Origin of the sequence: Mycobacterium sp. (assembly GCF_035570115.1) — a bacterium.
Taxonomy (GTDB): Bacteria; Actinomycetota; Actinomycetes; order Mycobacteriales; family Mycobacteriaceae; genus Mycobacterium.
Genome location: NZ_DATMLH010000325.1, coordinates 1 through 19864, shown reverse-complemented (window position 1 = coordinate 19864; position 19864 = coordinate 1). Strand labels below are relative to the sequence as shown.

Below are 19864 nucleotides of genomic sequence, written 5' to 3'. Positions count from 1 at the left end.
CGCGCTGCGGCCCCCGGGTTTCAACGTGTTCGGAGCTCGTGCGAGCTGGCGATGGGGCAGCGTGGCATCTGCATTGTTGCGGGCGATGCCGTCGCGGTGTCACGCATGGCTTGGACATAGATGCGTGCGCCACGGTGCGGCGTAAGGATGACATGCTTCACCCTCTGTCGTTCGCCTCTGGCGGTGGTGGTCCTCAGCTCGACACGGCGGAGGACCTCACGCAGGACGACTCTTAGCTCAGCCATGGCGAACGTCGCCCCGAGGCAGCGGCGATTGCCGCCGCCGAACGGCAGCCACGTGGTGGGACCTAGCGTGGCGCCCAGCATCCGGTCCGGGTCGAACCGGTCGGGATCGGGATATTGCTCGGGGCTGCTGTGTACCAGCCCGATGCCCGGAGCCACCATGACGCCGGCGGGCAGTCGGTAGCCCGCCAGCTCGACGGGCTGGGTCAGGACCCGGCCGACATCGAAGACCACCGGGCGGATCCGCAGCGTTTCCTTGGCAATCGCCTCGAGGTACTCGTCTCCCGCCGGATCACCGGCCGCACTCGCGTCGGCGGCGCGTACCGCCTTGTCCAGTTTGTCCGGGTGCCTGACGAGTCGCTCCAAAGCCCACGACAGCGCCGTCGCTGTGGTGTCGTGCCCGGCGACCAGAAGTGTCATGAGTTGATCACGCAATTCGGAGTCGGTCATCGTTCGACCGTCGTCGTCGCCGGCACGCACGAGCATCGCGAGCACGTCGGTGCGCTGCGCAAGATCGGGGTCGGCGCGACGATCGGCGATCTCGGCATACAACAGCCGGTCGGCCTCCTCGATGCGGCGACGCACATATCGCCAGGGGCGGCGGCGCTGCAGGTCGGGTTTGGCGATCGACAGCGAGGCCCATGATCCGAAGTTGAGCAGCCGCGGCATCACCTCGCGCAACGACGCCAGCCGGGCCGGGTCGGTGGCGCCGATGACGGTCCGAAAAATCACCTCGAGAGTGATCTCCGACATTCTGGGCGCAACCGGAAACTCTTTAGCTACCGGCCAACCGGCAATGTTGGCGGCGGCGATCTCGGCCATCACACCGGCCTGGCGCGCAACGGCGTCGCGGTGAAACGGGGCGCTCATCAGGCGGCGACGGTCGCGATGCAGGTCGTCGTCGATTACCAGCACTGAGCTCTCTCCTAGTGCCCCGGCCAGTATCGAATTCGCTTCGCCGGCGTGATAGACGGCCGGATCACCGGCAAATACGGCCTTGATGTCGGCGGGATCGTCGAGGTAAACGAGTGTTCCCAGCGAGGCGACCCGCAGGGTGAATACGCTGCCGTAGCGGCGTCGGCAGGCGGTCACAAAGCGCGGCCAGTAGCGCAGCATCAGCGCGGTCTGCACCGACCGGGGGAGCGGGGGTCCAGGCGGCAATGGGCTCGGCGTGGATTCGCGCATGATTGAAGCCTACGAGTATCCGCAACCGCGGCTACTACAGCGACTTGAGGACGGTGCGTGCGGTGGTCCTGCCTGCCCAGCCGTGCACGCCGCCCATCGGATGTGCGCCTGCACGGGTCCCACCCCCGAGAGAGGCCACATGTGGGCGCGCGTTCGCGCTGCCGCACTAGGTGGCGATGAAGCGACGTGAGCTAGATGTCGGCAGGCTGCCACGACGGTTCTGGGGCGCGACGCAGGACGTCCTCGGTATCGGGGTGCGTGAAGAGTCACGGCTCACATAGCGATAACGAGTGCTTCATCGGTTCTAGGCTATCCGATTAAAGCATGGCCGTTTAGCATGTATCGTGTAAACGATCGTTCATGTCATCAGTGATCCAAGCCCGAAGGAGAATATACAGTTGCGGATCGGAGTCACGCTGCCCAGCCGTACCGGGCCCCATACCTCAAGCGACGTTCCGTCGCGAAAAGATCGATTACGGGGAAGCGACAAGGATGTCTGATGTGAACGAGCACGAACAGACCGTCCGCAACGTCTGCGCCATGTGGGCCGACGGCAAGGACGCGGTGAAAGAAGCGTGGCGGATCCACGCCTCCGAGGACATTGTCTGGTGGAACAGCGCACGAGGAGCGTTACGCGGCCGCGCAGCATGCGAAGCCGGCATCGACGCAATGTTCAGCATGCTCAATGTGGTCCGTGTCGAGGTACCGATCCGAAATGTCGCCGTAGGCAACGGATTCGTCTTTATAGAACGCTCAGACGACCTTTATAAGGCAGACGGCACGTGCGTGGCGTCGGTGCCAGTAGTAGGTGTAATCGTCTTCGAGGGCAACACCATTGTCGAATGGCGGGACTACTGCGACGACTGGATGCGTGATTACCAACCCGCCGACAGCGAGCGCGCAGTGACCTGAAGGCGGTGTCGATTTGATGTTGCCGGCGGGCAGAATACGACGGTGGAATTCGGAAATCGAGCCGCGCGCAACCTGATTACAGCGACTTGAGGACGGTGCGTGCGGTGGTCCTGCCTGCCCAGCCGTGCACGCCGCCCATCGGATGTGCGCCCGCACCGGTGTGCCACAGGCCCGGGATGGGTGTGCGGTAGCCCGCCAGCGCCGCGGTCGGGCGGTTGGGACCCATTTGGTTCAGCGACATGTCGACGACCACGTAGCTGCCGTCGTGTGTCATCCGCCGTAGTTCGTCGGGGCTCTTGACCCAGCTGCCGATGACTGCGTCGGCGAAGCCGGGGGCAACCTCGTCGACCGTGCGTATCGCCTGGGCCGAAAAGGGCCCGCGGTGGTTCGCCCATTCGCTGCCGTCGGCGAAGGTCTGCGGGACCGCGGTGCAGAACAGATACATTGTGTCGCCGGCGCTACCCGGCGGCACCTGTGAGCGATCGAAGGCCGACGGCATCAGCGCCCACATCGGCGTCTCGGGCGGAATCACGCCATGCATCGCGCCGTCGAGAGCCCGGTCGACGTAGTCCATGCTGTCGCCGATCAGCATGTAGCTGCCCCAGAGCTCCGCCCTGTCGCACAACAGTTTTGGCCGCCGTGACAACGCCACATCGATCTTGGCGTTGTTGACTCCCCAGCCGTTGATGCGGATGTTGCGGACCTCCTCGAGCACCGCGTCGGAGACGTGGGCCGAGTCAACCAGCTTGCACATCAGCGTGACCGGATCGACGGCCGCGACGACCTGCCTGGCGTGCAACACTTCACCGTTGACCAGCCGTACCCCGACCGCTTGCCCGCCGCGCACCAGGATCTCTTCGACCTCCGCATCGGTGCGGGCCTCGCCGCCGTGCCGGCGCAGGCATGCGGCCAGTGCGTTGGTGAACTCGGCCATACCGCCGACCGGGCGTTTGATGCCCCATCCGATGTGCAGCATGATCACACCCAGCACCGCACCCGATCCCGGTTCCCGCAGCGGAGCTTCCGAGCCCGAGGCGTAGATCGCCAGCAGCGACTTCACCTCGTCGGACTCGAACATCGTCTCGATGAGCTGATGTGGAGACGCCATCAGCATTCGCGCGACAGGTGCCAGATTGCGGCGCTTGCGCACCGCCCGCCAACCCAGTTCCGCGACCGTCCTGGCCCGCGGACGGGTGGGATGGTCCATCAGGTACGGCGCTGCCACATACCAGAAGTCACACCACATCTCGCAGAGCTCTGCGAACTTGGAGGCGTCAGGTTTGGAATACCGTCGGATCTCTTCGACGGTGCGGTCGAGTGAGCGCCACAGCCCGATCGACTGGCCCTCTGGCCCCAGGTAGGCACCCCACGGGTCCGGGCTGGCCTGGCGCAGGCCGAAGGATTCCAGGCGAAGCTCGCTGACGATGGACGGCTCTAAGTTGGTGAACAGCAGATCCACCGCGCACGGGTTCATCACGAATCCCGGTGCTTCAGAAACGGTTTCGCGCGAGTAGGTCATGCCGCCGAGCCATGGTTGTCGCTCCAGCACTACCACTCGTTTGCCGGCGCGGGCGAGATAGGTGGCGCAGGTTAGGCCGTGGTGGCCGCCTCCGACGATGATGGCGTCATACATCTCAACTAGCGGTTGCCTTGGCGCGCTGCTCGGCTAGCCGAGCCTGGTTGCGGGCGATGGCGTCGGCCGACAATGGAAGCGGCAGGAAGCGGCGGGTCCGGGCCATCAGCTCTTGATACTCCGGCCGTACGCCCATGTAGTTGTCCTGGAATGCCGAGCCGAGCACTGAGGTCAGCATGATTGTGTTGATGATCGGGCCCGCAACGGTCCACCAGCAGTCGGGGTTGCCCGCGACGGCCACCAGCCACATGCCCCACCAGACCGTGGTGGTCCCGAAGTAGTTCGGGTGGCGGCTGTGTTTCCAGACCCCGGTGTTGAGATAGCGCGGGCGCTGTTCCAGCGCCAGGAAGGACTGCAGCTGCGCGTCGGCAACCGTCTCGTGGTACAGGCCGACCATGAACACCAGCAGGCCGGCGAAGGCAAGCAGGCCGATGCCGCCGTTGGGCGCCCGGTTCTTGAGGATGCCAACCACGGCGGGCATGCCGATCACCACGATGATCACCGCCTGGGGCTCCATCACCCGAAAGAAGCTCTTCCACCAGTAGCCGGGGGACATCTCTTTGACGAAGTTCAGATAGCGCGGGTCGCCTCCGTAAACGGGCACGTAGCGGCGCCAGCGCGCCGCCAGGTACCAGCCCAGCCGGCCGCCGTGCAGCATCACCATGAACAACAGCAGCGCCGCGGTGACCGATTGGGCGCCGACAATCAGGTACGCGAACAACGCCGGGACCGCGTAGGCGAAGCCGTACCAACCGTCCATCATCGAGTGGTTGCCCTGAAACAGGCCCACCACCCACAGGATCGTCACCACCGCGAACGTGAAGATCGCGCAGAACAAAAAGACGCTGAGATCGCTGGACGAGTTGACGCCCAAGCTGCTGACCAGACCGCTCACCCGGCCTAGCCTAACAAGTAATGAGAACGATCGGTAACAGATCTGGCATGGATTTCGATATCAAATGGCATAAATACTGGGCCACTCGATAGTTCACGATCGTTCAGCATCTGATCGCCTTGCAGCGCGAGGCCGTCAAACAAGGCAACCCTTCAAGCGTCCGTTGCGGGCCGCAGGCCAGGGAGATCTAGGATTTGCCTCATGCCCGACGGTCGACTCGCCAATCCCGATTGCTCACCCGGTACCGATCCACGCTCCGACCCCCGAATGGTCCAGGCTCTCGCCGAGTTCGGCGCTGACGCCCTCCTGCCTGAACTGCCGGTGACCGTCGACTCGTCACTCGACGATCGGCTGGCCCTCACCGCCGGGATCGAAGAAATGATCAGCACATTATTCGACGCAATCGGGCAAGCAACGCCGATCGCCGAAGGAGTGACAACCACGACCGTCACGATCCCTGGCGGCGATGGCCAAGACGTGACGCTGTATGTCAGCCGACCTGACACCGCTACGAGGCTGCCGTGCGTCGTGCACCTGCACGGCGGCGGCATGGCCATCCTCAGCGCCGCCGACACCGTATACGCGCGCGGACGCGAATGCCTTGCTGCCACAGGGCTTGTCGTCGTCGGCGTCGAATTCCGCAACTCGGGCGGCAAGTTGGGCGTTCATCCATATCCCGCCGGGCTGACCGACTGCGCCGCCGCGGTCCGTTGGGTATTCGCGAACCGCGAGCAACTTGGCATCACTCACCTGATCGTTTCCGGAGAATCGGGTGGCGGCAACCTCACGCTGACGGTCACGCACAAGGCCAAGCGCGAGGGTTGGCTACATGAGATCGCCGGCGCGTACGCGCAGTGTCCCTACATCTCCAACCGGTGGCAGGAGCCACCGGACGAGTATCCGTCAATGCGAGAAAACGACGGCTACTTCATCAGCTGTCAGCAGCTCGCGCTAATGGCGTCGATCTACGACCCCGAGTGCGCGCACTCAGACGACCCCACCTGCTGGGCGGGCGTCGCGACGGATGAGGACTTGAGCGGAATGCCGCCGCACGTCATCTCCGTTAACGAGCTCGATCCGCTACGCGACGAGGGACTGGACTACTACCGCCGCCTAGTGCGCGCAGGAGTTGCAGCGATCGGCCGCTTGGTCGCTGGCACGTGTCACGGTGGTGACATGCTGCTCGGCGGTGCCATGCCCGAGGTCTTCGCGGCGAGCCTGCGCGATGTCAGCGGCTTCGCCAAGTCGCTCGCCTAACGTGCACAGTTGCCGGGCAGGTTCGCGTTAGCTGATTCTGCGGACCGCCGCCATCGCTGTTGCCCGGGCTAGCTGTGCCGATCGCCGAACGACGTACAGGCAACTGGTTGCGAGCGTTTGGATGAGGAACTCGGTCAAGTCGAAGTACTCGCGCCAAGCGATGACTCGTTCGCCATGGAACTCGAGCACCCCGGCCACGGGCGCGGCGACGATGAGGCTGCCGTCGGCGCGTCGTAGCCGGTCGACGCGTTGCACGTGCACGATCTGACCGGCGGAGGCGATGTGCAGGATCTCGACATCGATGGTCACCAGCCCGAGCGTCGCGCGGGCGAGCTTGAGGAATCGCACGGCCTGCCGCGGGCCGATGAGCCGGGGGATCGGCCGTTGATCCCATACGCAGTCCGCCGTGAGGAGGGCGAACGAGTCGCAGAACGCCTCGAATGATTCGCTCCACGAGGTGAAGAACTCGATGACCCTCTGCTCGCGCTGCGCGATCGTGGCGTCGGCGTTGGTCGCCGTTGCCGGTGGTTTGGCCGAAGTGGTCATCGTCGCGACCCTACCGGTATCGCCCTAAACCGGGGTCTGCGCAGTCGAATACTGCTTGATCAGTGCCACTGTCTCGATCGATCGCTCGAAGGCGGATGTCGCTTCGGCCGGGTCGAGCACCATCGGCAGGTAGTCCATGGGACAGACCCAGCTCGCGCCGGCCTCGACGTATTCGGTTATGGTGGCCGCGACTTCTGCCGGAGTTCCGCACACCCAGCCTGATGTCACATGAGCGTCCGTGACGGTGCCTAGCACGCCATCGATCAGCGAGTCGGAAGTCTGATGTGGTAACAGATCGTTGTAATAGCGCCAGCCTTCCGGAAACGGCGATTCGAGGCCGATCTTGTCCCAGTCGGTCGGTTCGATCCGACCGAACACCGCCGCCAGCCATTTGATCAGCGGATTGTCGAATTTGCTCTCTAACTGGCTTCTATCGTTGCCGATCAGACACGGGAACCACACTGCGAATTCGAACTCCTCGGGATTCCGGCCTTTGGCGGCGACGGTCTTGAGGATCTGTTCGCGTGCTTGACCGAACTCGTCGGGGCCGGCCCACACCGGCGGGCAGGTCGTGGCGAGCCCGTCCGCATAAGAAGTGGAGTGGTCGATGAGGATGGGACCGCCCCCCAGGCCCATGATTTTCGGCCGGTGGGGCACCGCGCCGCCTATCGAGGCGCCGGTGTAGTGCCAGCGCCTGCCCTCGAAGTCGATCGGTTCACCGCCGCTGTCCAACAGCGCGCCGGCGATCCGAAACAAATCCTCCATCCGCGACATGCCCTGAGAGCGTTTGTATCCGAACGGCGCGCACTGCTTGGCCTCACCGCCGCCGACCTGCAACGTGACCTCACCCTCGGTCATGTTGGCGAGCGTAAGGGCCGCCTGGACCAGCTCGCTTGGACCGCGCCGCACCGAGTCCGTTGACACGGCGACGTCGAGGGTGGGCGCTGCCGCAAGCAGATAGCCGGCCAGCGTGAACGGGTCGGAGTGTGAATCCGGATCCGGCAGTACCGCAGCAGCCGGAGTGATCTCCGGCTTCCACAGCTGCGGTGGGATGAAGTTCCCGAACTGATCGGCGATCAGCATGCCGTCTACGCCCCCGGATTCCAGCGCGCGGGCCTGCTGCGCGATTACCGTGGCGGGAATGTGGCGATCACCCCAGAGCGCGATCGCTGTTTTCACACCGGCCAAGTCATCTCTCCTCCAAGGTCTTTCGATGATTCCCGCCATGCCACCGCGAGTGCGGCGTTCTGGCCGGGAGTGCTGCCGTACGTGACGATTTCGTCGGCACCTGCTGCGCGGAACCGTCGAAGTGTGGTGACGCACTCAGCAACTGATCCGATTGCACAGGAAGCCAGCATCCAGTCGTCGGGGACCAATGCGGCCGGGCCCAACAGCTCGCGGCGGTGAAAGCTTAAGTCGCTCACCGCCGTAGCCATCGAAGCGAACTGCTGGTGCTCACGCAACGCACGCACCGGGGCCATGTCCCAACCGTTCAGTTCGACCAACATCTCACCGTAGCCCGGTGCATCGAGATAGGTTACCGCCCTGGCGTGGGCAAGCGTGCGTGTCTCGGTGTCATCGAGATCGGGTGCGGTGATCACGGATTGGCAGATGCGCAGGCTTGCCGGGTCACGACCGACAGCCGCGCACTCGGCGCGCAACCTGGCGACGATGGTGTGCGTGGCATCCGGAGTGAAGACCGGAGGAAGGAGTACGCCGTCGAAGGACCTGGCCGCGGTGCGCGCCGCCACCGGCTGTCCCAACGTGCCGAACCACACCGGCGGCGCCACGAAGTCGTCGCCCACGTCCTCGAGTTGGAGGTGGGGGAAGTCGCCCAGCGGACCGTTATAACTGACGGTTTGACCTCGCCACAGTTGGCGCAACACGCCGACATAGTCTTCGAGCCCGCGAAAGCCGACCATGTCCATGCCGGCGCCACGTAGCCAGCCCGGGTTGCCCCGGCCGAGGCCCAGAACCAACCGTGGCCCGAATGCGGCCTGAAACGTCGCAGCCATCCCGGCCATGTGCAACGGGTGTCGCGCCGGGGTGGTGATGATGCCGGACGCGACATCGATGCGCTGGGTCCGCGCGGCGATCGCGCCGAGGATGACGCCGGCTTCTTTGAGATTCCACCGTTCGGAAAGAAAGACCCGACGAAATCCAATCTCCTCGGCCTCGATCCCGTCGAGAATTCCCTGAGCCGGTGTCCGGCAATCCGATTCGTGCTCACCATCGTCGCAAGCCAACGACACGCGTCCACCGATCACATAGGCGCTGAGGTCACTGAGCACCTCGCCGGGCTGCGGCGTTGCTGTGGCCATTACAGTGTCCCGAATGCGTCGAGCTCGTCGGCGTGCACGAGTGTGCGTAGCACGAGCGCGTCAGCCAGCCCACGCTCGTCGGCGGCCAACTGCATCTGGCCGAGCAGCGCAATACCCGGTGCGATCGTGAAGAGCAGGCTCTGCCGATAGTCCAATAGGCACTGGTCGAACGAGTAGCCGCGCACACCGTTGGAGACAAGCCCCGCGTGGTAACGACTGAGCAGGTCCCGCCAGCTGCCGCGAAGCATGTCTTCGGTCATGCTGCCGGACAGCAGGTAGGAGACGTCCTGGGTGCCGCGGGAGCGGCCCGCGAGCTGCCAGTCGATCACGACGGGGCAGCCATCAGGAGCGAAGAAGACATTGTCCAAGCGAAAGTCGTTGTGCACAAACGTCTGTGGGCCCTCAGAGCATCGTGCCAGCACCGTGTGCCATTCGGGTGCGGCGGCCGCGACGGCGTCGAGGAGTTGTTCGCGGACCCGTCCGGAGTAGCGCTCGCGCAGATTTTCCAAGCCACTGCACACAAGTGTTGTGATCATCCCTGCGATCGCTGGGTCCGTCCAGCTGATCAGCCGGTCCGGATCGCCACCCGGGGGCTCGGTATCCCAGTAGCGGGCGTGCAGGAGGGCAAGGACGTCGATCAGGCGCGTGGCGTCTGCCAGCGTGAGGCCGGCCACCTGATCGCCGGCGCGAAGGTGAGCGAGATCCTCGAGCACCAATGGCTCAGGGCCGCCAACCTCACCGACGAAATAGCACCGCGGGACCGCGACCGGAATCGCGTCAGCGATGCGCGAATAAAAAAGTTGCTCGCGCGCCGACAGACCCATCGCCGACTCCATGACGCGCTGGTTGTCGCTGTCGCCGCGCCCCTTGATGATCACGAATCGCGGGCCGCTACCTTCCACTGCGTAGCTCAGCTCGGCACGAGCCAGCGAACCCGCCGCACTCGCTACTGCGACCGGGGTCAACGACACCGCCTTGACGGCTGTGCCAAGGCGCTCGGTGAACCAGTCCGTATCCAACGCAGCCAGGCTCGGGGGAACTCGAACGTCAGTGATGATGAACCTAACTGCCGATGTGTTACGCCGTTGAGGAGTCTAAGGGCGCTCGGACGACCTTGTCCGGACACTCCGTTGACCGAATCGGACAGGCTGGGCGCCCGCACGTTCTCGTGTCCACGCGGCGGGTGTGGTACCCGTCCAGCGGCGAAACGCGCGGGTGAAGCTCGCGACACTGGCATAGCCGAGGCCGTGAGCCGCCTGGCGCACTGTGCCACCTGGCGCCTCGAGCAATTCGACGGCGCGGCGCGCGCACACCTCATCGGCCAGCGCGCGATAGGACGTAGCTTCCTCGACCAGCCACCGCCGCAGGGTGCGCGCATCGATGTGGAACTCGTGAGCCACCTGGTCGAGTCCCAGCAGCGGAGGTGCCGACCGGGTGAGGACGGCCCGGACCCGGTTGGCAACGCTGTCGCGGCTGTGCAACGTCTCGACGAGTTCATCGCACTGCGCCAAGCAGCGCCGATGGGCGTCAGTGTCTGCACTGATCAGGCGCTGTTGCAGCACACGACGGGACAGGTGTATCGCATTGCGAGCGCTATCGGCCTCGATCTCGAACCCGGGCAGCAACGCGGCCAGCGCAGCGGTGCGTTCGGCCGGCAGTCGGGCGGTCATATGCAGCGGTATCGATGCCCCCACCAATGACTGGACCGAGGTGACGTTATAGGCGAGGTCTCGTTCGATCACGAACCCGCGGATATCCTCGGGGACTTCATCATCCGCGTACACAATCACCACCGATTGCGCCTGATATTCGATCGAAGGCCGAAGGAAGTTCTCGGATAACTCGTAGTAACGGGGCCCGACCCGGATGACGTCCGCGATGGTCCGGCATGACGACAGCAAAAGGCCCCAGGCGCCAAGCGAGCTGAGCCTCAGGCGAACACCCACCGCGGCGCCCAGACCCGGCGGATCGCCGGTCGCCTCAGCGAGATTCCGGATGGCGCGCATTGCCTGTTCGGCCTCGATCAATAGGTCAGTGCGATCGATGTCGCTCAGCGACAGGCCGGTGCCGGAAAGGCAAGCACGCGCCGGAACGCCCCACTCGCCGCCGACCTCTAACAGCACGCGCATAGGGCCGAGTCCACGCGGAAAATCCCAGTAGGGACGGCCTGAACCCATAACAGGAATATAGGAGAACGGGCGCTTGCGTAGAGGCTAGATCGGCTCATTGTGGTGGGGCCGGTCCAAGGCGGCCAGATCACATGAGGCCAGCAAGCTGAGCAGCCTCCAGGTCCAGTGCCATGTCCGCGTACCGGCGGGTCTGGTCTGCGATTACGCGGTCGACGCGCTCCGAAGACGCGACCTGGCTGGACAGGCCGCAAAAGAGGTAGACGGCATACAGGGCACCTTCGCGGTATGCGCGAAAGCAGTCGTTGAAGTCATAGCCGGCGACACCGGTGGCTATAAGACGGTCGTGAAACTCTGCGAGCAGTGCGCGCTCAGCGCAGCGCCGTGTTTCTGTCGAGAGTGAGGAGCCAAGGAAATATGCCGGGTCCATTCCCGGCGGTCCGAGGCGCACGGTCTGGAAGTCGAGAAGGGTGGCCCGCGGAACGGGGTCGAGACTGAAAAGGATGTTGTCCGTGCGCAGGTCGCCGTGTTGAACGACCGACGGGCCGTCCCAGGATCTGATCCATCTGCCCGCCTGCGGAATCACGGTCTCGAAGAGCGCGACCTGAGCAGGTTCGAGTGCATGACCGAAGCGGGCGAGCCACGGCTCGAGACCGGCGGGCATCGAGTCGAAGAGCTGCACTGTCCGCTCATGAGCCGCGAGCCAAGGCATTGCCGCGGTGATCGGAGAGTTCCACGATGCACCCTGGAGGTGGGCGAGCTCAGCCAAGGCCGCGCTGCACTCGTCGCCGGTGCTCTCCACGAGGACGTCACCCGGGCGCGTTCTGGAGCTGAGGTCTTCGAGAACCAGGGTGAACGCACCCGTCGCTTCGTCGAGTTCGGCGAAATGGCAAGTGGGAGTGCTCACGTCGGCCAGGTGTGGAAGTAGGTCACGGTAGAAACGGACCTCGAGTTCGTACATCTGCATCGCCTGAGCGAGGGCGCGCGTGCCCGCGTCCGACGTCGGGAACTTCACGATCACCGACTCAGGTGACCCGTCGGTGGCGTTCCAGGTCAACGTCGCGCGCACCATTTGGCACATCGCACCGCCGCCCACCTGGTCGATCTCGATGTCGGTCACCGTGGAGTCCGGAGACCCGAGTGCTCGCGTGAACCACTCGGGGGTGAGCTCGTCGGAATTGGACACCGCCATCGTGAGCGACCTCCGTTTCTTGTTATGGACGTCCGGCGCCGAACGCCTGGCGCTGGTGGGCACGGATGACCTCGATGTCGAACCAGTCCTGGTTCTCGCCCCAGCCCGGCTCGCCGTCGACGTCCCAGCTGGCAAGGCACCACTGCATATGCCAGATGCTGTGCCACTTGAGACAGTTCTGGACCTCTGACTCCGCGTGCAGCTCGCGGCCGCGATCGTCCACCAAATGGAGGGCGACCCGGCGGGGTCGGCCGTCCACCTCGCGGTCCAGGACCTCGCGGGTGCCGCCGACGACATGTGCGGTCACCCCGTCCTTGGTCATATGGCCGTAACTGACCTGGTCGATCGACCGGGCGGTCACCGGCGCCGTGGGGTCGGGCCGTGCCGACGTCACTGCGAACGAGGTGCGGTCCGACGCCCAGGCGAAGTCGAACCCGCCGCCGGGAAGGTTATGCGCCGGACCGGGCCGCGGGCCCCGCGAATGGTCGCGGAAGTGGTGGCAGTCCACCGGGATCGTCTCGCCGTCCAGGGTGATGGTGCCCGTCACCGTGCCGAGTTGTTCGTAATGGACACCACCGTAGATGTCGAAGCCGTGCTCACCGGAGTAGTGCAGGTTCGGCGGCTTGTAGGCGCCGGTCCAGAGCAGATCGAGCGAATAGGTGTCGCTGGTGTAGCGCAGTCGGTACTCCCTGAGCGGCTCAATCGTCTTGCAGCGCATACCGTTGGCCAGCTCGAAATCGAACATGTCGGTGTCGGAAGCCATCGGGTTGAAGTGGAACCACTCTGAGTAGAGACAGTTGTGTGTTTCCATGCCCTTGTCGTCCCATACTGCGACGCCCGCCGATGTCAGGTTCATGTTCGGTCGGTGCCAGACGTAGAAGTAGCCGTCGATCTTGCGCTCGGGAACCATGAACCCGAACAGACCGGACTCGTTCCAGAACGGGTCGGAGGGCCGCTTGTGGTAGCGAAACGAGTCGTCTTCCGGCGTGATCTCGCGTTCGGTGTCGATTGTCACGGTGTCCCTTGTCCGGCGTTGAACTTGATGCCATAATATTTACACCGTAAAGTTTTGATGGTCAACCTCGATGATTTACCTTTTGGGCAATGACTACGGGCAACCGGCCTGGGCGCCGTGCACTCCTTGACGTCGAGCATGTGATCGACGTGGCGCTGGCGATCCTCGACGCCGATGGCCTCGACGCCGTCAGTTTCCGCCGCCTGAGTGCCGACCTCGGCGTCAGCCATATGACCCTGTACGGCTATTTCGATTCCAAAGAGGCACTCCTCGAAGCACTCGTCGCGCGCACCATCGCCGTCCCCTCCATCCGTCGCGCGACTACCGCGGCCTGGGATGCCGTGCTCTTCGACGTCATCCGGGACCTGCATCGAATCCTGGTCGACCGCCCCGGCATCGCAGAGATCCTGGTCTCGCGGCAGCTCACGGGCGACTGGGTTGCCGAAGTACGCGAACGCCTCCTCGACATCCTTCGCAGTGGCGGGTACGACGAGCGCCAGGCAACTGATGGAATCAGCGTCATCTTCAACTACCTGCTGGGCGCGGTCATGATTGAAACTAGCCGCGGACGGGGCGGGTCGCGGTCCTCGTTCGAAGTTGGTCTGCGGTATCTGATCACCGGTCTCAAATCCGCCCCGCCGTGAGCCTTCAGGTTGCCGGACAACAACATACAGAACGGAGTCCCGGGTCTACGGCTGGCCCCGGCGCGGATGGCGTCAACGACCGTTCACAATGCTGCGGCACACTGATATGCTCCCAGACATGCTTCGCCGTCTTGAGATGTACACGCTCGTTCAGGACTGTGGCCATCCGGGTAAGGACGGCGGTCGCTGATGCGCATTGGACACGGGCATTTCTTCCAGAACCTCGACGGGCGGCCCGATCACGAGGTCTGGCAAACAGAGATGATGCTCGCCGACCGCGCCGAGGAGCTGGGCTTCGATTCGGTTTGGGCGGTCGAGCATCATTTCGCCGACTACTCGATGTCGACGGACCCGCTGCAGTTCTTGACTTGGGTCGCGGCGCGAACTCAGCGCGTGCAGCTGGGCACGATGGTGTCGGTGTTGCCGTGGCACGACCCCATTCGGTTGGCCGAACACGCCTGCGTGCTCGATCACCTTTCGGGCGGAAGGCTGATCCTGGGCATGGGCCGCGGTCTGGCGCGCGAGGAGTTCGACGGCTTCGGCGTCGAGATGGCGCGGTCGCGACAGCTCTTTGATGAGTACGCCGCAGAGCTGCTGGACGCGTTTGAAACCGGACGCATCCGGGGCGTGCAGCTGCGGCCAGCACCGTTGGCGCCGCTGCGTGGGCGGGTGTTTGCGTCGTCGATCTCGCCGGAGTCTGCCGAGGTGATGGCCCGCCTCGGCGCCGGAATCATGATTTTTCTGCAAAAGCCGTGGGATCAAACGGTCGGTGACCTGCAGCGTTATAGCGAGCACTATCGGCGATATCGGGCTGCCGACCCGCCGAAGCCGATCGCGGTGATCTTCAATGCCTGTCACGAGGACCCCGACATCGCCGCCCAGCTGTTCGAGCAGGTGGTCGCCTACTACCGATCGACGATCGACCACTACGGGTTCGCCGACGAGAGCATTGCCGCGATACCGGGATATGAGTACTACGGCAACATCGCGCGCACGATCGCCAAACACGGCCACGAGCAATTCGCACACTTCCTGGCCGAGCTGCAACCGTGGGGGACGCCCGAAGAAGTCGTCGGGAAAATCCGCGAGATCGTGCGCCGCACCGATGCCGGCGGCCTCATCGTCGTCTCGGCGTTCGGAAACCTGGCTCCCGACGTTGCGGTGGCCAACCAGGAACGCTTCGCGCGAGCCGTGATGCCCGCGTTGTACGAGACCGTCGGCAGTTCAACCTGAGAGGGTGAGGGGTGTGAAACTTGGAGTCACGATGCCCAGTCGCACGGCGCCGCTTTCGCGCATCCCGGATTACGCCCGGCTGGCCGATGAGGCGGGCTTCGATTCGGTGTGGACCTACGAGCTGTATCGAAACCCGTTCGCGATGCTGTGCACGTCGGCGCTGAGCACGTCTCGCGTAGAGCTGTGCACGGGGCTCGCGACGGCATTCAACCGCTCGCCGTTCGAGGCGGCCAACGCAGCGGCCGACGTCGACGAATTGTCCGGGGGCCGCATGAAATTCGGCCTCGGCACTGGGGTTCCGGAGTTTTTGGAAGCCTTTCACTCCACCGATTTCAAGGCGCCGATCAAGCGGCTAAGTGAATACGTTGAGGCGTTGCGCCGGTCCTGGGCGTACCTCGCCGGTGAGGAGGTCGAGGCGTTCAACGGCACGTATTACCAGTTCGCCGCGCCGCCGATCAATCCGTGGGGACTGCGCGACATGGTACGCCCGCAGATCCCGATCCTGATCGCCGGCATGCGCCCGCAGCTGCTGAAGTTGTGCGGGGCCAAGGCCGACGGATGGATCGGATACCTTTGGACACCAAAGTTTTTCGAGCAGGTAGTACTTCCCAACATCACCGAGGGCGCGCGTTCAGCCGGCCGAGATCCCGATGCACTGGACCTGGCATGCGAAGTCATCTGCTGTGTGCACCCAGACCGGGACGTCGCGCTGGCGCGCGCCAAGAAGCATGTCGGGTTCTATATTGCGCACCCGGTGTCTGACGGGGTCGCCGAAATCGAGGGCGTGCAGGATCTGGTCAACGGACTGCGCGTGTCGATGATGCAGAAGGGGCTGGCGGCATTCGAGGACACCCCCGAAGAGCTTGTCGAGCTGTTCTCCATCACCGGGACACCGGAGGAGTGCCGTCAGAAACTGGACAACTACAAAGGTTTACCGCATCTGGCCCTGCACACGTCCTATGTGCCTCCGTTTACCGCCGAGGAGTCCGAGGACTGTTACCTGCAAATCATCGACGCGTTCAAACGGTAGCGGCGTGATGACGGAACGCCAACAACGTCTTTGCGTTTGGGGCGGAATCATTTTCGCTCCGGTCTTCCTTGTCGGGTTCGCCCTGGTCGCCGGCTTTGTGCCGCCACCTGCCCCAGGCATGAGCGCCGACGCGGTCGCGCGGATGTTCGCCGAAGAACGCGGTCGGATCCGGAGCGGCGTCTGGATCGCCTGTGCGGCAGCGCCTTTCCTGGCGTTCTTCGTCGCGGCACTGACGCATCAGATCCGGCGGATCGCGGGCAGCGATTCGCCGTTGGCGACGGCACAGTTGATCGCGGGCTCCTGCTTGATCCTTGAGTTCCTCTTTCCGCAGCTGGTCTGGCAGACGGCCGCCTACCGGAGCGGGCGCAGCCCCGAGATAATTCAGACGCTCAACGACCTCGCGTGGTTGCCATTCGTCGGGATCGTCGGAACGGCGATGATTCAGATGGCGATCATCGCCGTCGTCGTGTTTGGCGACCGTCGTCCCCAGCCGCTGCTGCCACGCTGGTGTGCGTATCTCAACATCTGGACCGCGCTGGGCGTTGCGCCGGGCAGTTTCGTCGTTTTTGTGCACAATGGCCCCTTGGCCTGGAACGGGATACTGGCGTGGTGGGTGCTCTGCGTGTCGTTCTTCGTCTGGATGGTGACGATGACGTGGCTGATGTTGCGCGCCAGTCGCATCGTTGAGCGCACCCAGCCGGAGAGTGGCGGAATTTTGCAGCCCGGTCTCGGCTCGAGCCAGATGGACCGCGTGCTTTAGCGTCCTACCCGCCCGGCATTTCGGGGAGATTGGTGGTCAGCGGGGTCGGAGACCCTCCAACAGAATGCTTTGGATGGTTCCGGCGACCAGGGCTTCATCGAGGGTGTTGTCGGTGACCAGGTAGGTTATCGCACTCGTTGTCACGGCTCCGAACAGGGCGATCGCCGCGGATCGCGGATCGTGTTGCGCGACAAGAGAGCCGTCGCTCGCGCCCGCGATGAGCAGGTTTTCGACGGGTTTCAGGTAGGCGGTGCTGATCATGTCCGCGATAACCGGCATGCGGGCGGCACGGCCCAGTTCCCCGATCAGCGCCCGGCAGACAGCGGGCCGCTCGGCCATGACCCGTAGCTGTGCGCTGATCACGGCGCCGAGGCGCTGCGCGCCGGTGCCGTCGCCGTGCACGATGGTGGCCACGTCCTCGGCGACGTCGCGCAAGCCGTCTTCCAGCAGGAACGCGAGGATGTCTTCCTTGCCCGCGAAGTAGTAGTAGAGCGTGGCCTTGGCGATCCCGGTGGCCGCGGCGATCTCTTCGATCTTGGTGTCGTTGAGACCCCGTTCCGCGAATAGCTCGGCCGCGGCGGAAAGGCGGTGTGCGATCTGTGGTGGGATTTCGCGCATTGCTCTTCCTGCTCTGCGAGTTTAGACTGCCAGTCTAAACGCTTGTTCTGGGGGGTGGCAGGAGACCCTGGTGCCCGACGTGCAGATCCAATACGACCCCTTCGACGCCACCATCATCGACGATCCGTACCCGACCTACCGGTTGTTGCGGGATGAGGACCCGGTGTATCACGCCGGGCCATCCGACACCTGGGTGTTGAGTCGTCACGATGACGTACAGACCGCCTTGCTGGATCACGACAGCTATTCCTCAGTGGACGGGGTGTTCCCCAGGCCGCCGGGCTCGGATTTCGTCCAGTCATTTCTGCCGATGATGGTTCTGATGGATCCGCCCCGCCACAACCAACTGCGGGCGTTGGTGAGCAGAGCCTTTACCCCACGACGGATCGCGAATCTGAACGACAGCATCGAGCAACTGGCCGAGAATCTGGTCGGGCGGCTGGACGGAGGGGCCAGGTCGGCCGATTTTGTGGTGGACTTCGCCGCCGTGCTGCCGGCGATGGTGATCGCCGATCTACTCGGCGTCCCGCGCGAAGACCGTGATCAGTTCCGGCAGTGGTCGAGCATGCTGGTGCAAGCAGATCCGACTCGTGGGCAGACGGCGGAGGCCCTGTCGGCGATGGCCTCCATGTATAACTACTTCACCGACTTCCTCGCCGACCGCCGCCGCTCACCGCGCGACGATTTGATGTCGGCGCTGGTATCCGCCGAGATCGACAATGTGCGCCTCACCGACGAAGAACTCCTCGGATTTTGCGCGCTGCTGCTTCTTGCCGGGACCGAAACCACCACCAACCTGCTCGGCAACGCTGCCGTCGTGCTGGCCCAACACCCCGATAGCCGTCGCCGCCTCGCGGCCGATAACACTTTGCTCGGGCCGGCGATCGAAGAGTTGCTGCGCTACGATTCGCCGGTCCAAGGGCTTTGCCGCAACTTGACCCGCGACGTCACGCTGCACAACACCACGATGAGTCGCGGCGAATCGGTGTTATTGCTGTTCGCGTCCGCCAACCGCGACGAACGGGTCTTTGCCGATCCCGACGTGTTCGACATCGACCGCAAATCCGAGCATCAGGTGGCTTTCGGCAAGGGTATCCATTTCTGTCTGGGTGCGGCTTTAGCGCGCCTGGAAGCGAGGATCGCGCTGACCGCCCTGCTGCAACGACTGCCGAACTGGGAAGTCGACCTGGAATCCGCACAACGGCTGCGGTCCGGCCCCATTCGTGGCTACTTCTCGCTCCCCATCTCCTGTCCACCGGACTGACTGACTCGTGGGCACGCGCGCGGCAACGCTACGCCACGGTGTACCCGCCATCGACGGGAATTGCGGCCCCGGTAAGGAAGGAAGCGCCGTCACCCGCGAGAAATGCTGCCACTGAGGCGATTTCGTCGGGCTGGCCTAACCTTGCCTGCGATGTCATCGCCACGGCCTGTGCCCTTACCTGCTCGTACATCTCTGGAGCCGTCTCTTTGAGATCGGCGAGCATGGGCGTCTCGATCACTCCCGGAAGTATTGCATTCACCCGCACGCCGGAACTTCCATACTCGTGTGCCGCGAGCCGCGTCAAACCGACAACCCCGGCCTTGCTGGCGGTATAGGCACTCGTTCCCGCGAAAGCGACGACCGCGGCAACCGACGCGATGTTGATGACAGAACCGCCCCCGCTGGAAATCAAGGCAGGAATAGATTTTCTCATCACCAGATACACTCCGCGAAGATTCACCGCAATCACCTGGTCAAAGGTGTCGGGTGCAGATTCCGCCAACGGATTAAACGCGCCATCAATGCCCGCATTGTTGACCACAATGTCGAGCCGGCCGAATTCGCCCAGTGTTCTCTTGATCAAAGCGTCAACGTCGTCTTCACTGCTGACGTCGCATACGACGCCGATACTGTTTCGCAGTCCTGACGCCACTTGCTCAGGGTTCCCGGCAACATCGCAGATCGCTACGGACGCTCCACGGTCATCAAAAGCGCGGGCAATAGCGGCTCCGATCCCACGGGCAGCCCCGGTGACGATCGCTACCCTGCCGTCGAGTTCCGCCATTTCGCTCCTATCGACTAGCGCCTGTCGCCAAAGTCCTTCGTCCCGCGCTGGTGCCTCGTAAAGTCGTGGCGGATATCAGAATAGGTCAGCTGACGAGTGTCGCTCTACTGCGGCACCGAGCCGCCGAACCATGTCGTCGAGCCTGTCGCGCCCACGCTGGTCCGACGCTTCCCATCGGACGTTCGCCATGATCGGCCACAAGAGGTT

19 protein-coding genes are annotated in these 19864 nt (G+C 64.0%); 7 read left to right on the top strand and 12 right to left on the bottom strand.

Annotated features, from left to right (window positions below; genetic code table 11):
- Window positions 1-20: 20 nt before the first annotated feature.
- Entirely contained in the window at window positions 21-1427 is a 1407-nt protein-coding gene (locus VNW74_RS30325; protein WP_325683819.1) for a cytochrome P450, read from the bottom strand.
- Window positions 1428-1928: 501 nt separating this feature from the next.
- On the opposite strand from VNW74_RS30325, the gene VNW74_RS30320 reads away from it, so the two are divergent.
- Complete coding sequence (locus VNW74_RS30320) at window positions 1929-2339, top strand: limonene-1,2-epoxide hydrolase family protein (RefSeq protein WP_325683817.1); 411 nt, start codon at window positions 1929-1931, stop codon at window positions 2337-2339.
- Window positions 2340-2415: 76 nt separating this feature from the next.
- Here the strand turns inward: VNW74_RS30320 and VNW74_RS30315 are convergent, their stop codons facing one another.
- Together VNW74_RS30315 and VNW74_RS30310 are read right to left on the bottom strand one after the other, a co-directional pair.
- A complete protein-coding gene (locus tag VNW74_RS30315; RefSeq protein WP_325683815.1) occupies window positions 2416-3972 on the bottom strand; it encodes an NAD(P)/FAD-dependent oxidoreductase in 1557 nt (518 codons plus the stop codon).
- A 1-nt stretch (window position 3973) separates the two neighbouring features.
- Entirely contained in the window at window positions 3974-4867 is an 894-nt protein-coding gene (locus tag VNW74_RS30310; RefSeq protein ID WP_325683813.1) for a DUF1295 domain-containing protein, read from the bottom strand.
- 201 nt (window positions 4868-5068) lie between these two features.
- Here VNW74_RS30310 and VNW74_RS30305 point away from each other — a divergent pair, with 201 nt between their 5' ends.
- Window positions 5069-6124, top strand: coding sequence for an alpha/beta hydrolase fold domain-containing protein (locus tag VNW74_RS30305; RefSeq protein ID WP_325683811.1), 1056 nt, complete (start codon window positions 5069-5071; stop codon window positions 6122-6124).
- A gap of 27 nt (window positions 6125-6151) precedes the next feature.
- On the opposite strand, the gene VNW74_RS30300 is transcribed toward VNW74_RS30305, so the two are convergent.
- The 7 genes from VNW74_RS30300 to VNW74_RS30270 all read right to left on the bottom strand — a co-directional run bounded on the left by VNW74_RS30300 (window position 6152) and on the right by VNW74_RS30270 (window position 13324).
- Window positions 6152-6670, bottom strand: a complete 519-nt coding sequence (locus VNW74_RS30300; RefSeq protein WP_325683809.1) for a limonene-1,2-epoxide hydrolase family protein — start codon at window positions 6668-6670, stop codon at window positions 6152-6154.
- Between the two features lie 24 nt (window positions 6671-6694).
- Window positions 6695-7849, bottom strand: a complete 1155-nt coding sequence (locus tag VNW74_RS30295; protein WP_325683891.1) for an LLM class flavin-dependent oxidoreductase — start codon at window positions 7847-7849, stop codon at window positions 6695-6697.
- The gene (locus VNW74_RS30290; protein ID WP_325683807.1) at window positions 7846-8991 is read right to left on the bottom strand and encodes a TIGR03857 family LLM class F420-dependent oxidoreductase; all 1146 of its coding nucleotides are present in this window, start codon (window positions 8989-8991) and stop codon (window positions 7846-7848) included. The genes VNW74_RS30295 and VNW74_RS30290 overlap by 4 nt, the downstream gene beginning before the upstream one ends.
- Window positions 8991-10010: a phosphotransferase family protein gene (locus tag VNW74_RS30285; protein ID WP_325683805.1), complete on the bottom strand. Its 1020-nt coding sequence runs from the start codon at window positions 10008-10010 to the stop codon at window positions 8991-8993. Before VNW74_RS30285 ends, VNW74_RS30290 begins: the two co-directional genes overlap by 1 nt.
- Window positions 10011-10085: 75 nt before the next feature.
- Window positions 10086-11168: an AraC family transcriptional regulator gene (locus VNW74_RS30280; protein ID WP_325683803.1), complete on the bottom strand. Its 1083-nt coding sequence runs from the start codon at window positions 11166-11168 to the stop codon at window positions 10086-10088.
- Between the two features lie 79 nt (window positions 11169-11247).
- Window positions 11248-12309, bottom strand: coding sequence for a phosphotransferase (locus VNW74_RS30275; protein WP_325683801.1), 1062 nt, complete (start codon window positions 12307-12309; stop codon window positions 11248-11250).
- Between the two features lie 22 nt (window positions 12310-12331).
- Window positions 12332-13324 (bottom strand): DUF7065 domain-containing protein, encoded by a 993-nt coding sequence (locus VNW74_RS30270; protein WP_325683798.1) that lies wholly within the window; start codon window positions 13322-13324, stop codon window positions 12332-12334.
- An 89-nt stretch (window positions 13325-13413) separates the two neighbouring features.
- Between VNW74_RS30270 and VNW74_RS30265 the strand changes: the two genes are divergently transcribed.
- The 4 genes from VNW74_RS30265 (at window position 13414) to VNW74_RS30250 (ending at window position 16991) form a co-directional block, all read left to right on the top strand.
- Window positions 13414-13968 (top strand): TetR/AcrR family transcriptional regulator, encoded by a 555-nt coding sequence (locus VNW74_RS30265; RefSeq protein ID WP_325683796.1) that lies wholly within the window; start codon window positions 13414-13416, stop codon window positions 13966-13968.
- Between the two features lie 189 nt (window positions 13969-14157).
- Window positions 14158-15201 (top strand): LLM class flavin-dependent oxidoreductase, encoded by a 1044-nt coding sequence (locus VNW74_RS30260; RefSeq protein WP_325683794.1) that lies wholly within the window; start codon window positions 14158-14160, stop codon window positions 15199-15201.
- Between the two features lie 31 nt (window positions 15202-15232).
- Window positions 15233-16231: an LLM class flavin-dependent oxidoreductase gene (locus VNW74_RS30255; RefSeq protein ID WP_325683793.1), complete on the top strand. Its 999-nt coding sequence runs from the start codon at window positions 15233-15235 to the stop codon at window positions 16229-16231.
- Between the two features lie 7 nt (window positions 16232-16238).
- The gene (locus tag VNW74_RS30250; RefSeq protein ID WP_325683792.1) at window positions 16239-16991 is read left to right on the top strand and encodes a hypothetical protein; all 753 of its coding nucleotides are present in this window, start codon (window positions 16239-16241) and stop codon (window positions 16989-16991) included.
- Between the two features lie 36 nt (window positions 16992-17027).
- On the opposite strand, the gene VNW74_RS30245 is transcribed toward VNW74_RS30250, so the two are convergent.
- Window positions 17028-17609: a TetR/AcrR family transcriptional regulator gene (locus tag VNW74_RS30245; protein WP_325683790.1), complete on the bottom strand. Its 582-nt coding sequence runs from the start codon at window positions 17607-17609 to the stop codon at window positions 17028-17030.
- A 70-nt stretch (window positions 17610-17679) separates the two neighbouring features.
- Between VNW74_RS30245 and VNW74_RS30240 the strand changes: the two genes are divergently transcribed.
- Window positions 17680-18873 carry a cytochrome P450 gene (locus tag VNW74_RS30240; RefSeq protein WP_325683788.1) on the top strand — a complete coding sequence of 398 codons (1194 nt, stop codon included), beginning with the start codon at window positions 17680-17682 and terminating at the stop codon, window positions 18871-18873.
- A 28-nt stretch (window positions 18874-18901) separates the two neighbouring features.
- On the opposite strand, the gene VNW74_RS30235 is transcribed toward VNW74_RS30240, so the two are convergent.
- Window positions 18902-19657: an SDR family NAD(P)-dependent oxidoreductase gene (locus tag VNW74_RS30235; RefSeq protein ID WP_325683786.1), complete on the bottom strand. Its 756-nt coding sequence runs from the start codon at window positions 19655-19657 to the stop codon at window positions 18902-18904.
- Window positions 19658-19864: the final 207 nt, after the last annotated feature.

Coding starts and splice junctions, on each gene's coding strand:
- VNW74_RS30325 (WP_325683819.1), bottom strand. CDS start 1,427: ATGCGCGAATCCACGCCGAGCCCATTGCCGCCTGGACCCCCGCTCCCC.
- VNW74_RS30315 (WP_325683815.1), bottom strand. CDS start 3,972: ATGTATGACGCCATCATCGTCGGAGGCGGCCACCACGGCCTAACCTGC.
- VNW74_RS30305 (WP_325683811.1), top strand. CDS start 5,069: ATGCCCGACGGTCGACTCGCCAATCCCGATTGCTCACCCGGTACCGAT.
- VNW74_RS30300 (WP_325683809.1), bottom strand. CDS start 6,670: ATGACCACTTCGGCCAAACCACCGGCAACGGCGACCAACGCCGACGCC.
- VNW74_RS30290 (WP_325683807.1), bottom strand. CDS start 8,991: ATGGCCACAGCAACGCCGCAGCCCGGCGAGGTGCTCAGTGACCTCAGC.
- VNW74_RS30280 (WP_325683803.1), bottom strand. CDS start 11,168: ATGGGTTCAGGCCGTCCCTACTGGGATTTTCCGCGTGGACTCGGCCCT.
- VNW74_RS30275 (WP_325683801.1), bottom strand. CDS start 12,309: ATGGCGGTGTCCAATTCCGACGAGCTCACCCCCGAGTGGTTCACGCGA.
- VNW74_RS30265 (WP_325683796.1), top strand. CDS start 13,414: ATGACTACGGGCAACCGGCCTGGGCGCCGTGCACTCCTTGACGTCGAG.
- VNW74_RS30260 (WP_325683794.1), top strand. CDS start 14,158: ATGCGCATTGGACACGGGCATTTCTTCCAGAACCTCGACGGGCGGCCC.
- VNW74_RS30255 (WP_325683793.1), top strand. CDS start 15,233: ATGCCCAGTCGCACGGCGCCGCTTTCGCGCATCCCGGATTACGCCCGG.
- VNW74_RS30250 (WP_325683792.1), top strand. CDS start 16,239: ATGACGGAACGCCAACAACGTCTTTGCGTTTGGGGCGGAATCATTTTC.
- VNW74_RS30245 (WP_325683790.1), bottom strand. CDS start 17,609: ATGCGCGAAATCCCACCACAGATCGCACACCGCCTTTCCGCCGCGGCC.
- VNW74_RS30235 (WP_325683786.1), bottom strand. CDS start 19,657: ATGGCGGAACTCGACGGCAGGGTAGCGATCGTCACCGGGGCTGCCCGT.